This window comes from Flavobacterium sp. B114r, from assembly GCF_056824125.1.
Genome location: NZ_CP124858.1, coordinates 595,954 through 617,523, shown reverse-complemented (window position 1 = coordinate 617,523; position 21,570 = coordinate 595,954). Strand labels below are relative to the sequence as shown.

The 21,570-nt window shown below is 34.0% G+C and carries 22 protein-coding genes; 15 read left to right on the top strand and 7 right to left on the bottom strand.

The genetic code is table 11. The annotated features are described in order from the left end of the window. Window positions 1-6: 6 nt before the first annotated feature. The 3 genes from QLQ94_RS02880 to QLQ94_RS02870 all read right to left on the bottom strand — a co-directional run bounded on the left by QLQ94_RS02880 (window position 7) and on the right by QLQ94_RS02870 (window position 2,408). Window positions 7-243, bottom strand: a complete 237-nt coding sequence (locus tag QLQ94_RS02880; protein WP_271337267.1) for a hypothetical protein — start codon at window positions 241-243, stop codon at window positions 7-9. 188 nt (window positions 244-431) lie between these two features. Then, complete coding sequence (locus tag QLQ94_RS02875; RefSeq protein ID WP_271337268.1) at window positions 432-1,691, bottom strand: aspartate kinase; 1,260 nt, start codon at window positions 1,689-1,691, stop codon at window positions 432-434. Between the two features lie 243 nt (window positions 1,692-1,934). Continuing rightward, entirely contained in the window at window positions 1,935-2,408 is a 474-nt protein-coding gene (locus QLQ94_RS02870) for a GNAT family N-acetyltransferase (RefSeq protein WP_271337269.1), read from the bottom strand. Between the two features lie 263 nt (window positions 2,409-2,671). Between QLQ94_RS02870 and fbp the strand changes: the two genes are divergently transcribed. Next, the gene (fbp, locus tag QLQ94_RS02865) at window positions 2,672-3,676 is read left to right on the top strand and encodes a class 1 fructose-bisphosphatase (protein WP_271337270.1); all 1,005 of its coding nucleotides are present in this window, start codon (window positions 2,672-2,674) and stop codon (window positions 3,674-3,676) included. Between the two features lie 188 nt (window positions 3,677-3,864). On the opposite strand, the gene QLQ94_RS02860 is transcribed toward fbp, so the two are convergent. Continuing rightward, on the bottom strand, window positions 3,865-4,296 hold the full coding sequence (locus QLQ94_RS02860; protein WP_072964353.1) for a tellurite resistance TerB family protein: 432 nt from the start codon (window positions 4,294-4,296) through the stop codon (window positions 3,865-3,867). A 168-nt stretch (window positions 4,297-4,464) separates the two neighbouring features. Between QLQ94_RS02860 and QLQ94_RS02855 the strand changes: the two genes are divergently transcribed. The 5 genes from QLQ94_RS02855 to QLQ94_RS02835 all read left to right on the top strand — a co-directional run bounded on the left by QLQ94_RS02855 (window position 4,465) and on the right by QLQ94_RS02835 (window position 7,838). Continuing rightward, window positions 4,465-5,058 carry a HupE/UreJ family protein gene (locus QLQ94_RS02855; protein WP_271337271.1) on the top strand — a complete coding sequence of 198 codons (594 nt, stop codon included), beginning with the start codon at window positions 4,465-4,467 and terminating at the stop codon, window positions 5,056-5,058. 5 nt (window positions 5,059-5,063) lie between these two features. Then, window positions 5,064-5,495 carry a deoxycytidylate deaminase gene (locus tag QLQ94_RS02850; protein WP_271337272.1) on the top strand — a complete coding sequence of 144 codons (432 nt, stop codon included), beginning with the start codon at window positions 5,064-5,066 and terminating at the stop codon, window positions 5,493-5,495. Further along, a complete protein-coding gene (locus QLQ94_RS02845) occupies window positions 5,495-7,072 on the top strand; it encodes a S41 family peptidase (protein ID WP_271337273.1) in 1,578 nt (525 codons plus the stop codon). Before QLQ94_RS02850 ends, QLQ94_RS02845 begins: the two co-directional genes overlap by 1 nt. Before the next feature lie 18 nt (window positions 7,073-7,090). Beyond that, window positions 7,091-7,456 (top strand): nuclear transport factor 2 family protein, encoded by a 366-nt coding sequence (locus QLQ94_RS02840; protein WP_271337274.1) that lies wholly within the window; start codon window positions 7,091-7,093, stop codon window positions 7,454-7,456. Between the two features lie 70 nt (window positions 7,457-7,526). After that, entirely contained in the window at window positions 7,527-7,838 is a 312-nt protein-coding gene (locus tag QLQ94_RS02835; RefSeq protein ID WP_271337275.1) for a hypothetical protein, read from the top strand. Window positions 7,839-8,043: 205 nt separating this feature from the next. Here the strand turns inward: QLQ94_RS02835 and QLQ94_RS02830 are convergent, their stop codons facing one another. The 3 genes from QLQ94_RS02830 to QLQ94_RS02820 all read right to left on the bottom strand — a co-directional run bounded on the left by QLQ94_RS02830 (window position 8,044) and on the right by QLQ94_RS02820 (window position 9,538). Beyond that, window positions 8,044-8,649: an FAD-dependent oxidoreductase gene (locus tag QLQ94_RS02830; RefSeq protein WP_271337276.1), complete on the bottom strand. Its 606-nt coding sequence runs from the start codon at window positions 8,647-8,649 to the stop codon at window positions 8,044-8,046. Window position 8,650: 1 nt separating this feature from the next. Then, complete coding sequence (locus tag QLQ94_RS02825) at window positions 8,651-8,851, bottom strand: hypothetical protein (RefSeq protein WP_017496183.1); 201 nt, start codon at window positions 8,849-8,851, stop codon at window positions 8,651-8,653. Window positions 8,852-8,959: 108 nt separating this feature from the next. Continuing rightward, complete coding sequence (locus QLQ94_RS02820; RefSeq protein ID WP_072964360.1) at window positions 8,960-9,538, bottom strand: MarC family protein; 579 nt, start codon at window positions 9,536-9,538, stop codon at window positions 8,960-8,962. A gap of 317 nt (window positions 9,539-9,855) precedes the next feature. On the opposite strand from QLQ94_RS02820, the gene QLQ94_RS02815 reads away from it, so the two are divergent. From QLQ94_RS02815 to QLQ94_RS02775, 9 genes are all read left to right on the top strand, one after another. Further along, the gene (locus QLQ94_RS02815) at window positions 9,856-10,425 is read left to right on the top strand and encodes a DUF3109 family protein (protein ID WP_072964361.1); all 570 of its coding nucleotides are present in this window, start codon (window positions 9,856-9,858) and stop codon (window positions 10,423-10,425) included. Between the two features lie 337 nt (window positions 10,426-10,762). Next, on the top strand, window positions 10,763-11,740 hold the full coding sequence (locus QLQ94_RS02810) for a ribonucleotide-diphosphate reductase subunit beta (RefSeq protein ID WP_271337277.1): 978 nt from the start codon (window positions 10,763-10,765) through the stop codon (window positions 11,738-11,740). A 264-nt stretch (window positions 11,741-12,004) separates the two neighbouring features. Next, a complete protein-coding gene (locus QLQ94_RS02805; protein ID WP_271337278.1) occupies window positions 12,005-14,404 on the top strand; it encodes a ribonucleoside-diphosphate reductase subunit alpha in 2,400 nt (799 codons plus the stop codon). Between the two features lie 633 nt (window positions 14,405-15,037). Next, window positions 15,038-16,435: a DUF1800 domain-containing protein gene (locus QLQ94_RS02800; RefSeq protein ID WP_482499152.1), complete on the top strand. Its 1,398-nt coding sequence runs from the start codon at window positions 15,038-15,040 to the stop codon at window positions 16,433-16,435. Window positions 16,436-16,447: 12 nt separating this feature from the next. Beyond that, a complete protein-coding gene (locus QLQ94_RS02795) occupies window positions 16,448-17,614 on the top strand; it encodes a DUF1501 domain-containing protein (protein WP_271337280.1) in 1,167 nt (388 codons plus the stop codon). Window positions 17,615-17,765: 151 nt separating this feature from the next. After that, on the top strand, window positions 17,766-17,951 hold the full coding sequence (locus tag QLQ94_RS02790; RefSeq protein WP_427402632.1) for an addiction module protein: 186 nt from the start codon (window positions 17,766-17,768) through the stop codon (window positions 17,949-17,951). Between the two features lie 437 nt (window positions 17,952-18,388). Continuing rightward, the gene (locus QLQ94_RS02785) at window positions 18,389-19,228 is read left to right on the top strand and encodes a prephenate dehydratase (RefSeq protein WP_271337282.1); all 840 of its coding nucleotides are present in this window, start codon (window positions 18,389-18,391) and stop codon (window positions 19,226-19,228) included. Window positions 19,229-19,312: 84 nt separating this feature from the next. After that, a complete protein-coding gene (locus tag QLQ94_RS02780) occupies window positions 19,313-20,458 on the top strand; it encodes a pyridoxal phosphate-dependent aminotransferase (protein ID WP_271337283.1) in 1,146 nt (381 codons plus the stop codon). Window positions 20,459-20,701: 243 nt separating this feature from the next. Next, window positions 20,702-21,559 carry a prephenate dehydrogenase gene (locus QLQ94_RS02775; protein WP_482499150.1) on the top strand — a complete coding sequence of 286 codons (858 nt, stop codon included), beginning with the start codon at window positions 20,702-20,704 and terminating at the stop codon, window positions 21,557-21,559. Window positions 21,560-21,570: the final 11 nt, after the last annotated feature.

The following is a 21,570-nucleotide window of genomic DNA, read 5'->3' as shown; positions in this document are numbered from 1 at the left end:
ATGATGCTATTGTTTATGCTTAGCATATTTTATGAAGATTAGAATTATAGCAAATAATAATGAAATGATAATTATATTGTTTGGATGTGCATAATTAGCATGCCACCCAAGTTCTTTCATTTTCTTAAGGAAGTATTGTCGTTTGTCTTTCGGATTGTAATAAAACATTCCCCAGATCCAATTTTTAGGATCATTTTCCCATTCCCTTTTGACTTCTTCGCCTGGATCATTGTTGTCTTCCATGATTAAGTATTTTTAACTTTAGACAAATACGAGTAAATTTAGTAAATTATTTATAGCCTGATTGTTTTTCGTTTTTTTTAATAATGATTTATAGAGTACTGTAGTTTCTTAAGAAATAAAAAAGGCTCCACTTATTAGTGAAGCCTTTTCAGGTATGTGAATTAACTAATTAACGGAGTAAAGATGATTTAATTAATCTCTTTCGTAACGATTTGCATCGTCTCACGGCTTACTTGTTTTAGTAAAACCACTTTATTGTCTTCGACAGTTTGTGCTGCTTGTTCTGTAAAGTGACGAATCGTATATAAAGTTACATTTTCATTAAAATCTACTTTGAATTTTTTAGAAAGTATCGCATTTAATTCCGTGAAATTTTCGAATTTATCTTCTACACAAACAGAAAAACTAATCGCCGAATTCTGGATCAAATTTACTTTTAGTTTGAATTCATGAAATAATCCAAAAATCTCGCTGATGTTTTCTTCCATTATAAAAGAGAAATCTATTGATGAAAGCGAAATCAAAAGCTGGTTTCTCTTTACAATAAAACAAGGATATTGTGGCTCAAGATCAACACCTTTAGAAACGCAGGTTCCTTTTAATAACGGGTTGATAAAAGATTTTACGTACAACGGAATCTCTTTTTTCTGTAAAGGCTGTAATGTTTTTGGGTGAATAACCGTTGCGCCATAAAAAGCCAATTCGATCGCCTCACGATACGAAATCTGATTTAATAAACTCGCATTCTCAAAATAACGCGGATCCGCATTCATAACACCGGGAACATCTTTCCAGATCGTTACACTTTCGGCATTTAAACAATAAGCAAAAATTCCTGCAGTATAATCAGAACCTTCACGACCAAGAGTAGTCGTAAAGTTATTCTCGTCAGCACCTAAAAAGCCTTGCGTGATGTTCAAGATTTTTCGTTTCACATTTTTACTGATCAGTTGTTGGGTAGTTTCCCAATCAACCTCGGCATCTCTGTAATTGGCATTCGTTTTAATGAAATTACGAACATCCAGCCATTGCGTTTGAATACCCATAAAATTCATGAAATGACTAAGAATAGTAGTGGAAATCAATTCTCCAAAACTTACAATCTGATCGTAAACAAAATTGTAATTTGGCGATTTATTATGTGCCAGGAAATATTCTAATTCAGAGAATAAAGCTTTTACTGCAGTAAATACTTCATGTTTCTCATTTTCGAATAAATCCAATAAGATTTGATTGTGGTATTTTTTTATTTCTTGCACAGAAGAATTCAATTCTGCCGATTTATCAAAATAATTCTTGATTACAACCTCAAGAGCATTTGTAGTTTTTCCCATCGCTGAAACGACTAAAATTACATCTTCATAACCTACTTTTTGTAAAACGTCATAAACGTTTTTAATTCCATCAGCGTCTTTTACAGATGCGCCACCAAATTTAAATACTCTCATTTTTTATATATGCTGTTTTTTATAAAATTCCAATTTTTTTAAACTCCAAATTCCAATTGAATTGTAGAGGCGCACAGCTGTGCGTCTTTATTTTGTCACAGATTAAAAAGATTAAAAAAAATTTCCAATCTGTGTCAGTTCGCCACGAATTTCACGAATTTACACTAATTAATTCGTGCTAATTCGTGAAATTCGTGGCAAAAAAAATCTTGTAAATCATTTTAATTTGTGGCAAACTTCTTTTTACAATTTTGCTAAATACGAATTAATTCCCTTTTCATCCATTTGAACTACTCTCCATTCTTCAAGAATTTTAGCACCTGAGTTTTCATAGAATTTCACGGCAGGAGTATTCCAGTCCAGAACATTCCATTCTACTCTTCGAACATTCTCTTTTTTTCCTTGTTTCATAATTGCAGTATACAATGCAGATCCCAAACCGGTACCACGCATTTTGTCTTTTACAATCAAATCCTCCAGATGAATTGTTTTTCCTTTCCAGGTAGAATAACGATAATAGTAAAGCGCGATTCCAACAATTTCCTCTTCAACTTCTGCTACAAATATGTGAAATAATGGGTTTTCACCAAAGCCATCACGCACTAAATCATCAACAGTTATAACAACAGCTTCCGGTTCTTTTTCGAATATTGCCAACTCCTTTATTAATCCCAAAACCGATTGCATGTCTTCAGGATTTCCTTTTCTAATATTCATATTCTGTTAATTTAATTTTATTCCTAAATATACGATAACCACTTTTATTTCAAAAATTTGCTTGTACGAATTTCTTGTAAGGGCAATTCATATATTCTTATTATTAAGCGTTTATTCGCTAAAAATCTATTTTTTTATTCGGTACTTCCCGTCTTTAATTAGCAAATATACAATAGTGGCAAACTAACAAAATAATTTTTGAATCATTCTCACAAAAAAAGCGATATTTGTGACTTATAATCAAAAACTACAACGATATAGTAATGGAAGAACGCAATAAAACACTAGGAGAGTTTATTATTGAGAACCAAAAAGCATTTCAGTATTCGTCGGGAGAGCTTTCCCGAATTATCAACTCTATACGTTTGGCGGCAAAAGTCGTGAACTATAAAGTCAACAAAGCCGGATTGGTGGATATTATTGGCGCCGCAGGCGAACAAAATATTCAGGGAGAAGACCAGCAAAAATTAGATGTGTATGCAAACGAAGTATTTATCCAGACGTTAATAAACCGTGAGATTGTCTGTGGTATTGCTTCAGAAGAAAACGACGAATTTATTACTGTCAAGGGGAGCGACAACAGTAATAATAATAAGTACGTGATCTTGATGGATCCGCTTGATGGATCATCGAACATTGATGTAAATGTTTCTGTGGGGACTATTTTTTCTGTTTTTAGAAGAATTACACCAATAGGAACCCCGGTAACAAGCGAGGATTTTTTACAACCGGGAATCAATCAAGTTGCAGCAGGTTATGTAATTTATGGAACTTCGACCATGTTGGTTTATACGACCGGTCATGGCGTAAACGGATTTACATTAAATCCGGCCATCGGAACATTTTATTTGTCACATCCGAATATGAAATTTCCTCAAAATGGAAATATATATTCTGTAAACGAAGGAAATTATGTTCATTTTCCGCAAGGCGTAAAAAACTACATTAAATATTGCCAGAGAGAAGAAGAAGACAGACCATATACTTCCAGGTATATTGGAAGTCTGGTGTCAGATTTTCATAGGAATATGATCAAAGGCGGAATTTATTTATACCCAACAAGTTCAAAAGCACCAAAAGGGAAATTACGTTTATTATATGAATGTAACCCAATGGCATTTATTGCAGAACAAGCTGGAGGAAAAGCAACAGACGGTTTTGGAAGAATTATGGAAATCCAGCCAACTGAATTGCATGAAAGAGTTCCTTTTTTCTGCGGAAGCTATAATATGGTCGAAAAAGCAGAACAGTTTATGGCAGCTGAATAAGTCTCAGTTTTTAGTCTCAGACAACTTAACAGGTTTTTAAAACCTGTTAGGTTTTTTTGTTCAAGTCTTAAGTTGTTCAGGATTCTAACAGAAAACCCGACAAATTTCAAAAATCTGTCGGGTTTCTTTATTTAAGGTAGCAAACTGTTTACTGTGACTGTGACTGAGACTGTAAACTGAAAAACTTTTTACTTGTTCATATTTTCCATTTCGAAAAGAAAAGTATCCAAGTCTACTTTTTTATCTACTAAAGACAATGCTTTCGAAACAATATAATTTACGTTTCCTGGAGTAAAACCTAACGCTAATCCCATACGGGTTAACATCACTTCTTGTTGGTCTCCTAAATGATGGTCAACGTGCACCATTCTCGCTAAATCAAACAAACGCTCTAAACGTTGTGTGTATAAATAAGGAGGATTTATTGCATGTTTCCAAGGATCCGTAAGGATTTCATTATATTCGTCTTCTGAAATTTCTAATCTTGAAGCTAATTTATTTAAGAAGTCTTTTTCTTCTAAACTTACTTTGCCGTCAGCAAAAGCTACACGAACAATTGCAGAGAAATGACCTCTGTTTCTTTCTTTGAATTCGTTATCAAATAATTCTGAAAATGGCATAATTTGTTGATTTTTATATCGCAAAGATAATTTTTATTTTAAATTATTAATTTTAATTTTCTCATAAAATTTAACTTATTTTTATTCCTTGATTTAATCTGCGTCACCTTTAATTTTTCAAAATAAATCGTAAGTTTACAACCCCTAATCATTAATAGTAGTACCCGTATGTCAGAATTTTGGATTTATTTTCAAATAGGATTAAAGCACGTTTTAGATATTCATGCTTATGATCATGTTCTTTTTTTAATTGCATTAACAACGCCTTATTTGTTTAAAGACTGGAAACGTATTTTGCTTTTAGTTACCGTTTTTACAATTGGCCACACTTTAGCTTTATTACTTTCGGTCTTTGGAATTATAGCAATAAAAGTGAATACGGTTGAATTTTTAATTCCGATAACGATTTTAATAACGGCTATTTTTAATCTCTTTACAGCCGGGAAAGCATCAAAAAACGATGGATTGAATTTAGTATTTTTTGTAACCTTATTTTTTGGAATTATACACGGACTTGGATTCTCAAATTATTTCAAAACTATTTTAGGAGGATCACCTAGTTCAAAATTACTACCTTTAGGCGAATTTGCTTTGGGAATCGAAGCAGCTCAGTTAGTTGTGGTCTTTGTAGTTTTGATAATATCATATATTGTACAAACCGTATTTCGTTTTTCAAAACGTGATTGGGCGCTTGTAATGTCAGGTTTTATTATAGGAGTTGTTATTCCTATGATTATCGAAAGCCCAATTTGGAACAGATAAAATAAATGGAAGATAAAAAATTGAATAAATACGATAAAGCTTATTTGAGAATTGCCAGGGAATGGGGTTCACTTTCGTATTGTAAGCGAAAACAAGTAGGCGCTATTATCGTAAAAGACCGAATGATTATATCTGATGGATATAACGGGACACCGTCCGGTTTTGAGAATTGCTGTGAAGACGAAGACGGATTAACCCGTTGGGATGTTTTGCATGCCGAAGCAAATGCGATCCTGAAAGTTGCCAGATCAACACAATCGTGTGAGGGAGCAACTTTGTATATTACACTTTCGCCTTGCAAAGAATGCAGCAAATTAATTCACCAGTCCGGAATAAAAAGAGTGGTGTATCAAAACGGATATCGCGATGATTCCGGAATTCAGTTTTTAATAAAAGCAGGTGTCGAAGTCGAACATATTCCTGTTTTAGAAGAGTAATGAAATTAAACTCAAAATATTTGCCAATCATTATCGGAGCTACCTTTGCTCTGGGAATAGTCAGCGGAAGCCTAATGAACGCTCCCGTTGATGATCAGCTTTTGGCTAAAAATTACTCGAAAACCAAGCTGAACAAACTGATTGATTTTATCAATAACGAATATGTTGACAGCATCAATACAGATTCTATTGTAAATCTTACGGTAGATAATATTCTCTCAAAACTAGATCCGCATTCTGTTTATATTCCGCCAACAGAACAAGCTGAGGTTGCTGAAAGTATGAAAGGAGATTTCGTTGGAATCGGAATTAATTTTTATATGTATAAAGATTCTGTTGCGATTATAAAACCAATTGAAAACGGACCTTCGGCGAAAGCGGGAATAAAATCAGGTGACCGAATTTTATTTGCAGGAAAAACGAAATTATTTGGGCGAAAATTGCCTTCAGACAGTTTATTCTCTAAGCTAAAAGGAATAAAAGGTTCTGAAATTGAATTGACCGTTTTTAGAAAATCAGAACAAAAGAAACTAAAGTTTAAAGTAAAACGAGATATTATCCCAATAAAAAGTGTGGATGCTTCTTTATTGCTCGATAATAAAACAGGTTACATGAAAATTAACCGTTTTGCCGAAACGACTTTTAATGAGTTCAAAACCGGTTTAACCAGACTGAAACAAAGCGGAATTGAGTCTTTGGTTATTGATCTTCGTGATAATGGCGGCGGCTATATGGAAGAAGCCATTGCAATTGCTGATGAGTTTTTGAAAGACAAACAATTGATCGTTTTTACTAAAAATAAAAACGGAACTACCGAAAAAACATATGCCACAAAAGCAGGAAGTTTCGAAACCGGAAAAGTCTATGTTTTAATCAATGAAAATAGTGCCTCAGCAAGCGAAATTTTGGCTGGAGCAATTCAGGATAGTGATCGCGGGACTATTGTGGGCCGTCGTTCTTTTGGTAAAGGATTGGTACAGCGCGAAATGGATTTTAATGACGGATCTGCGGTGCGATTGACCGTGGCGAGATATTATACGCCAACCGGAAGATCGATCCAGAAACCTTATAAAAAAGGAAATGAAGAATATTTTAAAGAATCAGAATCTCGTATAAAATCAGGAGAACTTTATGCAAAAGACAGTATAAAAGTGGCTGATTCCTTAAAATTTAAAACTCCAAAAGGGAAGATCGTTTACGGTGGTGGCGGAATTGTTCCGGACATTTTTGTACCAATAGAAGCAGAACACGGAAACGAGAACGTCGCTTATTTGATGCAAACCGGAATTGTTGGTCATTTTGTTTTTGAAGAATTAGATAAAAACAGAAACGCTTTTTCAGGACTTAATTTTAATGAGTTTTTGGCTAAGATGAAAAGTTCAGACGTCAATTTTAAAAAGTTTAGAACCTATATTTTAATGACGGGTTTAGATCTGAAATTAGATAAAACCAAAGCTTTGGTAAATCGTTACATTACAGCAGAATTTGCGAGACAGCTTTATGGAGAATTATATTACTATGATGTTATCCTGAAAGAAGATGCGATGATTAAAGCAGTTTTGAATCCAAAAAAGTAATCCTTAATTTTTGATCAGATGAAAATAGAAACTATTGTAAATGCTGAAATTGAGCTTCTGACAGCCATTAAAAATGCAGATGTTCCTACTTTGGATAAAATGCTGCACGATGATTTGCTTTTTAATTTACCCGACGGACAAACGATTACGAAAGAATTCGATCTGAATTCATATCGTTCAGGCAAAATGAAAATTGAAGTAATAGAAGCGTCAGATCAAATTATTAATATAATAGATGATCTGGCTGTAGTTACAGTAACTGTTATGTTGAAAGGAACGTATGATGGTAATCTTTTAAATGGAGCCTTTAGATACATCAGAGTCTGGAAACAGTTTGAAGAAAATATAAAAGTAATAGCGGGAAGTTGTGCTGTCTTAAAATAAAACAATAATTTTAAATAATATAACAGATCATTTTAGGAAATGAGCGAGCTTTACAACTCAAATAGAAAATATGAAAAATCTAAAAAGAATAAGTTTTCTGGCAGTACTAATGGCATTTGTGATTTCTTGTGCTGGTATGAAAGATAAAAATACGATTTCAGGAAAAGTTGAATCCATTGAATTTGGAAAAGACGGTTATACGGCTAAAATCAATACAACTAAAAATGAGGTTTATTATGCTGTAATCAGCATTGTAAATGTTGGTGGCCCACAAAACTACAAGAAATTAAAAGTAGGTGATGAGGTTTCGTTAAAAGGAGAAATCTGGAAAACCGATACAGAGAAACATATTAAAGTAAAAGAAATTGTTTCAGTAAAATAAGGCTTGTTTTTTTTACATTAAGAGATTAGCTTAACAGTTATTTTACCATTAAGAGATTAAGAAAAATTAAGCTTTACGGCTAGATTTTCGTAATCTCTTAATGGTTTTATTTTATAAGATATTTAAGTATTTGTAGTATTATATGTAGCAAGCTTGATAAACTTAATCTCTTAATGGTAGATGAAAAAAACTAATGTTTTAAATTCTATCGAATACTATCATGAGCGTGGGTCTGTACGCCGTTATTCCATAAAGTAAGAATATCTGTGGCAACAGCGGCGCCACTTCCGGCAGCAATTGCCAGTTGGCTTCTCCAGCCTGCTAAAGTCCCTATAACATAAATGCCATCGGCTACTTTATGATCGTTGTTTTTAAGCTGAATACGTTGTTTTTCAGGAAGTGCTTTTTTATGAGGTTCAATATATTGAGTTAAACCTTCAATGTCAAAAGTATTGGCAGAACCAATTCCTACAACGATATTTTTTGTTTTATATGAGTCTTTATTTGTAGTAACAGTAAATTCAGGATAAGTACCTTCAAGTTTAATTACCTTCTCATTCTGTATTTGAGTAATATGAGGGTAAGTCATTGCTAAATGCTGTGTGCTTTCGAATAATAATTCCGAACCCAATTTGCCGGGTCTTATGCCATAAGCGTTATAGAAGATCGCTTCTTGTAAAGAAGAGCTTTTTTGGTGGGTAAAAATTCCGATTTTCTTATCGGTTGCAAAAGCTTTGTTTTTGGCAGATCCTAAAACGAGTGCACAAGAAATGCCTGATACACCTCCGCCAATAATTAAAACTTCAAACATATTATCGTCCGTTTGTTTTCTCTTCAATTCTTTTAGAAATTCTAAAAATCAAAAGAATCAATACGGCACAAAATGAAGCTGCAATTCCAATAAAAGCAACTACACTATCTCCCTGAAAAGGATTTTTGAAGTCTAGCAACGTAATATTAAAAACAATTAAAGCTAATGCTAAAAGCACTAAGATGGAAGTAAAGATTTTCATAATGGTTGTTTATTTGCCTAAAATAATAAAGTAAAACCTTTAGATGTTAAAAAATATCCTCAAGTTGTATTTTAGAAATTTTATGGGGTAAATTTATAAAAATAAATGTTAGACAAACAAACCTTTAACATTAGCAGCAAATAATTTAACAGCAATCGCTAAAAGTATCACTCCAAATGTCTTACGAACAACGCCAAGTCCGTTTTCTCCTAATAAAGTTTCGATTTTTTTAGAAGATTTTAAAACAATATAAACCAATATGATATTTAATATAATGGCAATTATGATATTAATGGTGTGAAATTGAGAACGCAACGAAAGTAAAGTAGTCATAGTTCCTGCTCCGGCAATTAACGGAAATGCTAAAGGAACAATAGAAGCTGATCCCGGCTCTTCGTCGCGATAGATTCTGATTCCTAAAATCATTTCAAGAGCAAGGAAGAATAATACAAACGAACCCGCTACGGCAAATGAGTGAACATCAATGCCTATAAGGCTTAAGAAGCCTTCGCCCACAAAAAGAAAAACAATCATAATAAGTCCTGCAACTATCGAAGCCTTCTCAGATTCGATATGTCCCACTTTTGCTCTTAAATTCACAATAATCGGAATCGACCCTACAATATCAATTACGGCAAAAAGTACCATTCCAACAGTAATTATTTCTTTAAAGTCGATTTCTAGCATATCACTTTGATTTTAAGGGTTTAAAATTTTTGCAAAGGTAGATAATAAAGGTAGGTGTTTTTTTGACACGATGTATTTTTGTTATAAAAACACGTTACATGTGTTGAAAAAGTGATATATGTAACAATTATTGTTTGTTGCACAGAGTTTCGCAAAGTATTCTCGCAAAGATTCACAAAGCTTGAATTGTAAAAAGATTAAAAACAGAATGATTCTTTGTTAATCTTTGTGAAAAACTCTGTGAATCTTTGTGGTAGATTTTTTATCCGTTTTCTTTGTCTATCTTTGCACTTTATAAATTTCAGTACTTTATTATCATGTTTCAATTAGGGAAAACCATTATTTCAGAAGATATTCTTGAAAAAGAATTTGTGTGCAACTTGTCAGCTTGTAAAGGAGCTTGCTGTGTTGATGGAGATGCAGGTGCGCCTTTAAGCGAAGCGGAAACTAAAATCATGGAAGAAATTTACCCTAAAGTAAAACCTTTTTTACGTAAAGAAGGAATTGCTGCAATCGAAGCGCAGGGAACCTGGGTAAAAGGAACTGATGGGGATCTTGAAACGCCGTTAATCGACGAGAAAGATTGTGCCTACGTTATTTTTGACGGTAAAACCGCTCTTTGCGGAATCGAGCAAGCTTACAATCAGGGAATCATCGATTGGAAAAAACCAGTTTCCTGTCATTTATATCCAATTCGTGTAAAAGACTTTACGGAGTTTGCTGCGGTTAATTACGACAAGTGGGATATCTGTGACGATGCCTGTTCTTTAGGAAAAGAATTAGAAGTTCCGGTCTATAAATTTGTCAAAGAAGCATTGATTCGCCGCTTTGGGCAAGACTGGTATTTAGAGCTTGAAAAAGTAGCCGAAGAGCTCAAAAAGTCTTAAAAATCTTCACGCTTTAGTTACTGCTTTATAAGCTTGTTTTTTAACCCAAAAAATAAAGTTTTAACTCAAAAAAAAACTTTTAAAAACAATTGCATATTTCTTGCTTTTTATAACAAAAAGTCTATATTTTACAGGGGCTTTAGGTTTAAAAGGTGGTATTAAATACCTCATTTACAAATATTTAATTATTGTCTGAAAAATATCTCATTTTTCATGCGTTGTTAAAAACTACGTCGAATTGTGAATAAGTTTGGCTTTCATTTTTAGCGATAAATGACAATCTTTGTAGTCTATTGAAATAGTAAAAATTCAATACAAAAATTAAACAAAAATTACCATGTCACAAGTCGAGCCAATATTACAAGAAAATAAAAATCGTTTCGTTATTTTTCCTATCAAACACCATGATATTTGGGAATGGTACAAGAAAATGGAGGCTAGTTTCTGGACTGCCGAAGAAATCGATTTGCACCAGGACTTGACTGACTGGAATAATAAATTGAGTGAAGACGAAAGATATTTCATTAAACATATCCTGGCGTTCTTTGCTGCTTCTGATGGAATTGTAAATGAAAACCTTGCTGAGAACTTTGTAAACGAAGTGCAATATGCCGAGGCGAAATTTTTCTATGGTTTCCAGATCATGATGGAAAACATTCACAGCGAAACGTATTCTCTATTAATTGACACTTACGTGAAAGATGAAGCAGAGAAAGCTGAATTGTTTAACGCTTTAGAAGTTTTTCCTGCAATTAAGAAAAAAGCAGACTGGGCTTTAAAATGGATCGACTCAGATTCGTTTGCTGAAAGACTAATTGCTTTTGCTGCTGTTGAAGGAATTTTCTTTTCAGGTGCTTTCTGTTCTATTTATTGGTTGAAAAAACGTGGTTTAATGCCAGGTTTAACTTTTTCTAACGAATTGATTTCCCGTGACGAAGGTGTACACTGTGACTTTGCAGTACACTTACACAATCATCACCTGATCAATAAAGTGCCAAAAGAAAGAATCAAAGAAATCATCGTTGATGCTTTAGACATCGAAAGAGAATTTGTTACAGAATCACTTCCGGTAAGTTTAATAGGTATGAATGCCGTTTTAATGACGCAATACCTGGAATTTGTTGCTGACAGATTATTAGTAGAATTAGGTTGCGAGCGTGTATATGGATCAGCGAATCCGTTTGACTTCATGGATATGATCTCACTTCAGGGAAAAACCAATTTCTTTGAAAAACGTGTTGCCGAGTATCAAAAATCGGGTGTGATGAACACAGATAGCGATGCTCAGAAAATTTCATTTGATGCAGATTTTTAGACAACAAGAATAGTTTAGCGTTACCTCGAAACGCTGGAAAGAATAAAATTTTTATAATAAATATTTTCGCTTGAATCTCTTTCCCAAATCGCAGATTCAATGACAATTTTTAATGCTTTTTCAATCTGTTTTCCAGACTGGAACAGGTAACTATTGAGAATCCTACAATTCTCAAAAAAATAATTTAAAAACACGCAATGTTTAAGTCCTGGAATTCGTTATTCCAGTGTCTTTCATTTTTTCAATAACTAAAATAGTAAGCTTATGTATGTAGTAAAAAGAGATGGTCACAGAGAGCCGGTAATGTTTGATAAGATTACAGAAAGAATCAAAAAATTGTGTTACGGTTTAAATGAACTTGTAGATCCTGTTAAGGTAGCTATGCGTGTTATTGAGGGATTGTATGATGGGGTTTCAACTTCTGAACTTGATAATCTTGCGGCAGAAACAGCAGCTTCTATGACAATTGCGCATCCTGATTATGCACAATTAGCGGCGCGTGTGGCAATTTCGAACCTACATTCAAATACAAAAAAATCGTTCTCAGAAACGATGAAAGATATGTACTTATACGTAAATCCAAGAAATGGACAAGAATCGCCATTACTTTCGGATGAAGTATTCAAAGTAATTCAGGAAAACTCAGAGTTCTTAGATTCACATATCATATATACAAGAGATTTTAATTACGATTACTTTGGTTTCAAAACCTTAGAGCGTTCGTATTTGCTAAAAATAAATGGTAAAATTGTCGAAAGACCACAACATATGTTGATGCGTGTTTCAGTTGGTATTCACCTTGACGATTTAAAATCAGTTATCGAGACTTACGACTTAATGTCTAAAAAGTTCTTCACGCACGCAACACCAACGTTGTTTAATGCAGGAACTCCAAAACCACAAATGTCTTCTTGTTTCCTTTTGGCAATGCAGGATGATAGTATTGATGGTATTTATGATACATTAAAACAAACGGCTAAGATCTCGCAATCAGCGGGAGGAATTGGTCTTTCTATTCATAACGTTCGTGCAACAGGATCTTATATTCGCGGTACAAACGGAACTTCAAACGGAATCGTGCCAATGTTGAGAGTGTTCAACGATACGGCGCGTTACGTAGATCAGGGTGGTGGAAAACGTAAAGGAAGTTTTGCGATTTATATCGAAACATGGCATGCTGATATCTTCGAATTTTTGGATTTAAAGAAAAATACGGGAAAAGAAGAAATGCGTGCAAGAGATTTATTCTTTGCTATGTGGACATCTGATTTATTCATGAGACGTGTTCAGGAAGATGCATCATGGACTTTAATGTGTCCTAACGAATGTCCTGGATTATACGATGTTTACGGAGAAGAATTCGAGACAATGTATCTTGATTATGAATTTAGAAATAAAGGAAGAAAAACTATTCGTGCACGTGAATTATGGGAGAAAATCCTTGAATCGCAAATCGAAACAGGAACTCCATATATGTTGTACAAAGATGCAGCAAACCGTAAATCGAATCACAAGAATTTAGGAACAATTCGTTCATCAAACTTGTGTACAGAGATTATGGAGTACACTTCTAAAGATGAAATCGCAGTTTGTAACTTAGCTTCAATTTCATTACCAATGTTTATTGATAACGGAAAATTCGATCACGAAGCACTTTACAATGTTACAAAACGTGTAACCCGTAACCTGAACAAAGTAATCGACAGAAATTACTATCCGGTAAAAGAAGCTGAAAACTCTAACTTGCGTCACCGTCCGGTAGGATTGGGAGTTCAAGGTTTAGCAGATGCTTTTATTATGTTGCGTATGCCGTTTACAAGTGATGAAGCAAAAGTATTGAATCAGGAAATTTTCGAAACATTATACTTCGCAGCTGTAACCGCTTCTATGGAAATGGCAAAAGAGGAAGGGCCATATTCTACATTTGCAGGTTCTCCAATGTCACAAGGAGAATTCCAATACAATATGTGGGGAATGAAAGATGAAGAATTATCAGGCCGTTGGGACTGGGCTTCATTAAGAAAAGAAGTAATGGAGCATGGAGTTCGTAACTCATTATTAGTTGCGCCAATGCCAACAGCTTCGACTTCACAAATTCTTGGAAACAACGAAGCTTTCGAACCCTATACATCAAACATTTACACACGTCGTGTATTGTCTGGAGAATTCATTGTTGTAAACAAACATTTACTTCATGATTTAGTAGACAGAGGTTTGTGGAACGAAACATTGAAACAAGAAATCATGCGTCACAACGGATCTGTTCAAAATATTGATGTGATTCCACAAGACCTGAAAGAATTATACAAAACAGTTTGGGAAATGTCGATGAAAGACATTATCGATATGTCACGTCAGAGAGGTTATTTTATTGATCAATCACAATCATTGAACTTGTTCATGCAGGATGCAAACTATTCTAAACTGACGTCAATGCACTTCTATGCTTGGCAATCTGGTTTAAAAACAGGAATGTATTACCTGAGAACAAAATCTGCGGTTGATGCGATTAAATTCACCCTAAACAACGATAAAAAAGAAGAAGATGTGCCAGAAGCAGTTTTAGTTCCTGAAACTGAAGCAATCAGCGTTGAGGATTACAAAGCGATGTTGCTAAAAGCACAAGCAGGAGATCCTGAAGATTGTGAAATGTGTGGATCTTAATTCTTGATTAGAAGAAAGAGAATAGAATAAAGAGAATAGAATAAAGAGGAAAGATTTTATTCTTAATTTATAGAAAGCAGTTGTCGTAATGATAGCTGCTTTTTTTTTATCAATTCCGAGAAAAAAGGAAATTTTAATTTTTTATAACATAGCCAGAGGTTTCAAGCTTGGGGACACAATACATTATCCGATTCAATATGCGTCCCAAGGTTTAAAACCTCGGGCTATGTTATTATATTGTCTGATTCTATATGTATCCTAAGGTTGAAATCTCGGGCTATGTATTGTATTATCCGATTCAATATGCGTCCCAAGGTTGAAACCTCGGGCTATGTTATTATATTGTCCGATTCTATATGTGTCCTAAGATTGAAATCTCGGGCTATGTTGTATAGCTGTTTGAATAAAAAATATTTCATACAAATAGATTGTAGTTTCGTGATTTAATTAATTTCGTCCATTTCATATCAATTCGAATTAAACAATATCCCTCAAAAATCTACGTTTAAATTAATACCAAAGATTTTTAAAAATCAGCACCTTAGCATCTAAGTAACTTAGCTCCTTAGCACCTTCCTTAAATTAAACCTTTAAAGAAAACTAAAGTCTTATTGCTAAACAAATTCCTGTGTTATGAAAAAAAGCAATCTTTGGTCGTTACGGTTGGGATTTTCCGGAAAAGAATCCTATAAAATTGAGGAACTAGGATTAGAAAAATTTCTAAAGCATTCCTATGATTCAAAGTTTGACAAACAACTTCCTGCTTTTTTAGACGACGACCCCAAGACACTTATCGAACTTAAGGAATTACGCGAATCTATAAAAGCCGCCGATTCAGAAGAAAAAAAGAAGATCCTCAAAAAAGAAATCTACTCGACTATTGAATTAAAAAAATGGTGGATTGCCAAAATGCGAAACGACGAATTTCCGTTACGTGAAAACATGGTTTGTTTTTGGCACAATCATTTTGTTTCCACTTCTCAAAAAGTAAAAGTTACCTACTGGATGTATCAGCATAATATGATTTTACGCGAAAATGCCTTTGGGAACTTCAAGGAACTCACGAAGCAAATCGTAAAATCGAATGCTATGGTGAAATACTTAGACAATGTCGATAATAAAAAAGGCAAATACAATGAGAATCTAAGCCGTGAATTACTCGAATTATTCACCATCGGGATTGGGAATTATTCTGAAAGTGATATCAAAAACGGAGCAAGAGCTTTGGCGGGATTAAATTATGGCGATGACGGAGCAGTTTACAGGCGTTTTGCTGAAGACGATTCTGATAAAACATATTTCGGTAAAACCGGAAATTGGAAAGCAGATGATCTCGTCGATATTATTTTTGAGCAAAAGGAGATACCATATTTAATTACCCGAAAAATTCTGAAATGGTTTATTTATGATAATCCATCAGATGAATTGGTAACTTATTATGGCGATTATTTAAGAAAAGTAAAGTTTGAAATTGAACCATTACTCACTAAAATATTTACCGAAGAATATAAAAAAGATATTTCAGGCACTAAAATAAAAGATCCCTTGGTTTATATTCTGCAGCTTTTAGACGAATTGCATATTGACGATCTTGATGATACGATAGTTTTGTATTTTTTGAAACAACAAGGAATGGATCTATACAATCAGGTTAATGTAAAAGGTTGGGACGGTGGAAATTCCTGGCTGACTTCGCAGGTCTATTTGCAGCGGAATAATACATCAGATTTGCTTTGCAGCGGAAGAAGTGTTACCAGAAAAGTATTGAATACAATGGCTTCTGAAACTGAAAAACCAAAATCAGAATTGGAGAAAATTGACGTGAAAATCGATTTTGATTCCAATGGAAATAACAAAACCATTATCACCGAGTTATCGAACAGATTATTATTTAAAGTCAATGATTCGATGCAAAAAGACATGGAGAATTTGGTGAAATATGATTTTGACCCAAAAGAAGAACATGCCAGTTTTGCCGTAATAAGGCTCTTTAATTATATCACAAAACTACCCGAATATCAATTAATTTAGAAAGCTACAGCCATGAACAGAAGGAATTTTCTAACGCTTACAGGAACTCTTACAGGCGGAATGCTTGTGCTTCCTGATTTTTTACACGCTTTTGGTTCGCAAAATAATTTAGTAATCGGCGAACAGTGTGTTGTATTTGTTCAATTGAATGGAGGAAACGACGGATTGAATACTTTTATTCCGTACGATAATCCGTTGTATTATGATTTAAGAACAAAAATTGCTTTGAATAAGGATGTCGTTGTCGGAAAAAATAAAGGAATGGCATTTCATCCTTCGTTAAAAGATTTTGCTCAAATGCAGCAAAACGGAGATTTAACTGTAATTCAGAATGTGGGATATCCGGAGCCAATTCGTTCTCATTTTCGAAGTCAGGAAATTTGGCAGACCGCAACAGATTCGAATAAATATATTAATGAAGGCTGGTTAGGAAGGTATTTAGATTTACAATGTAACGGACATCAGGCAACGGCAGGAATAAATCTGGATTCTATCGATAATCTGGCATTAAAAGGAATGGAACCCAATTCGATAACCGTAAAAGATCCAAACCGATTTAAGATAAAAGGAAATAAAGAAGAAGATATAACCTTATCGGATAATCCACAATTAGATTTTGTTCGAAAAATAGCCAATTCAGTTACCGAAGGATCTGATGAAATCCAGAAAGCATTAGCGAAATCAAAATCAGAAATCACTTATCCTAAAACCGATTTATCTAAAAACTTAGAATGGATTGGCCGATTGATAAAAGGGAATCTAAATTCGAAAGTATATTATACTTCTCTTGGCGGATTTGATACGCATGATAATCAGCTTGCGATTCACGAGAAAAAATTAGCCGATTTAAATGATGCGATATACAGTTTTTATCAGGATTTAAAACAAGCGCAATTGCTTCAGAATGTTACAGTGGTAGTTTTTTCGGAATTTGGACGACGAGTAAAAGACAACGGAAACGGAACAGATCACGGAACTGCAGCGCCAATGTTTATTATTGGAGGAAATAACAAAGGAACAATTTTAGGAAATAATCCAGATCTGGCAAACTTGGATAATGGCGATTTAAAATATGAAATTGATTTTAGAAGTGTGTATGCTTCACTGTTACAGCAGAAAATGAATTTCGATTATGCAAAAATTGGGATTAGGAATAAACCGGTTTCGGGATTGTTTTAAAATTTTATAGCCACAAATTTCACGAATTCCCGCAAATTTTTATTTGTTGTAATTAGTATTTTTTTTGAAACTGAATTAGTGAAATTGAATTTTAATCGGCAATTAATTTGTGTAAATTTGTGAAATTCGTGGCAGAAAAACTTGATGAAATATGGAAATCATAAAATTATCTAAAGATAGAGACACTGAAAAAAAGGTTTTGGCTAAACAACTATGGAATAGTGTATCTGGTGATGTTAAGAGAGAATTAGATATTCGTATCCAAAATTTAGAAAATGGAAAAACTGAATTGTATACTTGGGATGAGGTTAAGGCTCATTTAAGATCTCTTAGATAATTCTAATTCCTATAATTAGTTAGTTGTCGAGCTACTTATGAAGATTGCTCCTTCGTTTAAATGACAATATTAAGAATAAAACTTAGAATTTTAGCGACTCAAAACCTTAGAATCTTAGAAAAACCAATTGTAAATATCTCATATTAAGTCGATATTTTTATATTATCATACAAAACATCATAAATTTGTTAAGAAATCCTTTTTTGTTTCATAAAATGCAATATTTTTTTTGGTGCAGTGAAAATAATTTATACATTCGCAGAGAATTTATTGAAAAACACAAACAAAATGGCAAGTAACCGTTTTTATTTTAGCAACTCTTTTTATTTCTTCTTTAGTAGAAGTGAGGATTGTGCTATGGTTATTTGAGAAAATTAAAAAAGACAAATAAAACTAATATACAATCCTGATGAAAATCAGGATTTTTTTTTGAATATATGACAACTAAAATTGCAATACAAGGTATAAAAGGTTCTTTTCATCATCAGGTTGTGAAAGAGTATTTCTCTGAAAATGTGGATATTGATGAGTGTTTGTCTTTTGAAGAATTGGTTGACAGTCTTCTTTCGGGAAAATCTGATCAGGCAGTTATGGCGATAGAAAATTCGATTGCAGGACCAATTATCCCGAATTATGCCTTGATTGACAAGAATAATTTGCACATTATTGGAGAGCATTATTTGAGTATTCACCAAAATTTAATGGTTTTGAAAGGTCAGAAAATCGAGGATATAAAAGAAGTTCATTCGCACCCAATGGCCATTCTGCAATGTATGGATTTCTTAAAACAATATCCAAACATCAAATTGGTTGAAGATAAAGATACAGCTGAAACTGCCAGAAGAATTCAGGAAAAACAATTAACCGGAATTGCAGCAATAGGAAGTAAGGTAGCTTCGGAAATGTATGATCTGGAAATTATTGCGCCGGAAATTCAGACGATCAAAAACAACATGACACGTTTTGTAATCATCAAAAAGCAAAATTCATTTTTGCCTGAAAACGAAATCAACAGAGCGTCAATCAAATTTGAATTAGATCACAAAAGAGGAAGTTTGGCGGCGGTTTTAAATGTAATGAGCGATTGCAAATTGAATTTAACTAAGATTCAGTCGCTTCCAAAAATAGAAACACCCTGGAAATATTCATTTTTCGTAGATGTAACATTTGAGAAATACGAAGATTTTGCAAAAGCCAAATCGCTATTAAATATAATGGCAGAATATTTAAAGGTATTGGGAGAATATAAAAACACGAAACCTTTAAGTCAGTCTTAAAGTTGGAAAGTCGAAAGTCTTAAAGTCAAAAAAGCATACAGCTTACGGCATAAAGCCTAAAGCATTTTTTAATAAAAAATAAAAATGATTACAACAGCAAAAAGATTAGATACAGTTGAAGAATACTACTTCTCATCAAAACTGAGAGAAGTTCGTCAATTGCAATCTGAAGGAAAATCTATCATCAATATGGGAATTGGAAGCCCTGATTTGAGTCCGTCGAAAGCAGTAATTGAAGCAGTTGCTGCAGCAATTCTGGATGAAAACGGGCATGGTTATCAGAGCTATCAGGGATTACCGGAATTGAGAAAAGGGATGGCAGATTTTTATCAGAATCAGTTTGGTGTTGAATTGAACCCTAATAATGAGATTTTGCCTTTGATGGGTTCAAAAGAAGGGATTATGCACATTTCGTTAGCATTTTTAAATGAAGGCGATCACGTTTTGATTCCGAATCCGGGTTATCCAACCTATACTTCGGTAACCAATCTGGTTGGAGCAGTTCCAATTTATTATGATCTGAAAGAAGCAAATGCATGGGAACCGGATTTTGAAGCTCTAGAAAAATTAGACCTGAAGAAAGTAAAAATTATGTGGCTGGGTTATCCGCACATGCCAACAGGAGCAAGAGGAAGTTTAGCATTATTTGAAAAATTGGTTGCTTTTGCTAAAAAACACAACATATTATTGGTCAACGATAATCCGTATAGTTTTGTTTTGAATGATAACCCAATGAGTTTATTGCAGGTTGAAGGTGCCAAAGAAGTGGCTTTAGAACTAAACTCTTTAAGTAAAACATTCAATATGGCAGGCTGGAGAGTTGGGATGGTTTTAGGAAATCCTGAAATTATCGATGCGGTCCTAAAAGTAAAAAGCAATATGGACAGCGGAATGTTCTATGGAATTCAGAAAGGGGCAGTTGCAGCTTTGAATTGTGATAAATCATGGTTCGAAGATCAAAACAAAATTTACAGACGCCGAAGAGAATTGACAGAAAAATTAGCAGAAAAATTAGGCTGCGAAGTTTACAAAGAAGGAGTTGGGCTTTTTGTCTGGGCGAAACTTCCGGAAGGAATCGAATCATCAGAAAAGTTCATAGACGAGATATTATACGAGAAACATATTTTTATCACCCCGGGAACAATCTTCGGAAGTAATGGTGAAGGATATATAAGATTCTCGTTGTGTGTAAAAGAAGAAAAAGTACAAGAAGCGATAGATAGGTTTTAAGTATTAAGATTTTAGAATAAAGAATAAAGAATCCGGATTTTGACATAGTTTATCAGGCTGAACGAAGTCGAAGTCCACATTCCAATTGGAGCCCCCTTCGACTTCGCTCAGGGTGACAGAAAAAAATAAAGGTCTTGAAAAAACGAGAAGCCCTAGCCCTGATAGAAGCGGCATCCTTTAATGGTTGGGTTCATCATAAAAGATACAGCGGATAGCAGGAAATAGCTTCTAATAAAAAGAATTATGAAAGTATACGTAATAGGAATAGGGCTAATAGGCGGTTCGATGGTGCTTGACATCAAAGAAAAACACCCCGATGCTACTATTTTTGGAATAGATAATAACGAAAAACACTTGCAGGAAGCAATTGATTTAGGTGTTATCGACAAGGCGGGAAGCTTTGAGGAATTGGCAGATGCTGATTTTGTAATTGTTTCGGTTCCCGTAGATGTGGCTTTGGTGGTTCTGCCTAAAGTTTTGGATGCAGTTGGAGATAAAACAATTGTTTTTGAAGTAGGATCGACTAAAAAGCCAATTTGTGAAGCTGTTGCCAGTCACCCAAAAAGAAGAAATTTTATCGCAACGCATCCTATAGCGGGGACGGAGTTCTCAGGACCTTCGGCAGCGATAAAAGGTTTGTTTCAGGGGAAAACGAATATCATTTGTGAGGTGGAAAAAACCACTTTTAAATTGCAGGAAAGAGCATTGAAACTTTTTAGCGAAATAGGAATGAGGATTCGATATATGGATCCAACTTCGCACGACAAACACATTGCTTACGTTTCGCATTTGTCGCACATTAGTTCATTTATGTTGGGAAAAACAGTAATGAACAAAGAAAAGGACGAACAGGATATTTTTGATATGGCGGGAAGTGGATTTGAAAGCACGGTACGTCTGGCAAAAAGTTCTCCCGCAATGTGGACACCGATTTTCAAGCAAAACAAGGAACACGTTATTGAAACATTAGAAGAATACATTTCAAATCTGAGTCGGTTTAGGGATTTGTTAAAAGAAGATAATTACAATGCCATTTTTGAAGAAATGGAAAGCACGAATAAAATCAAAGAAATATTAAACGGATTAACAATTAAAAAGTAAAAATAGAATTA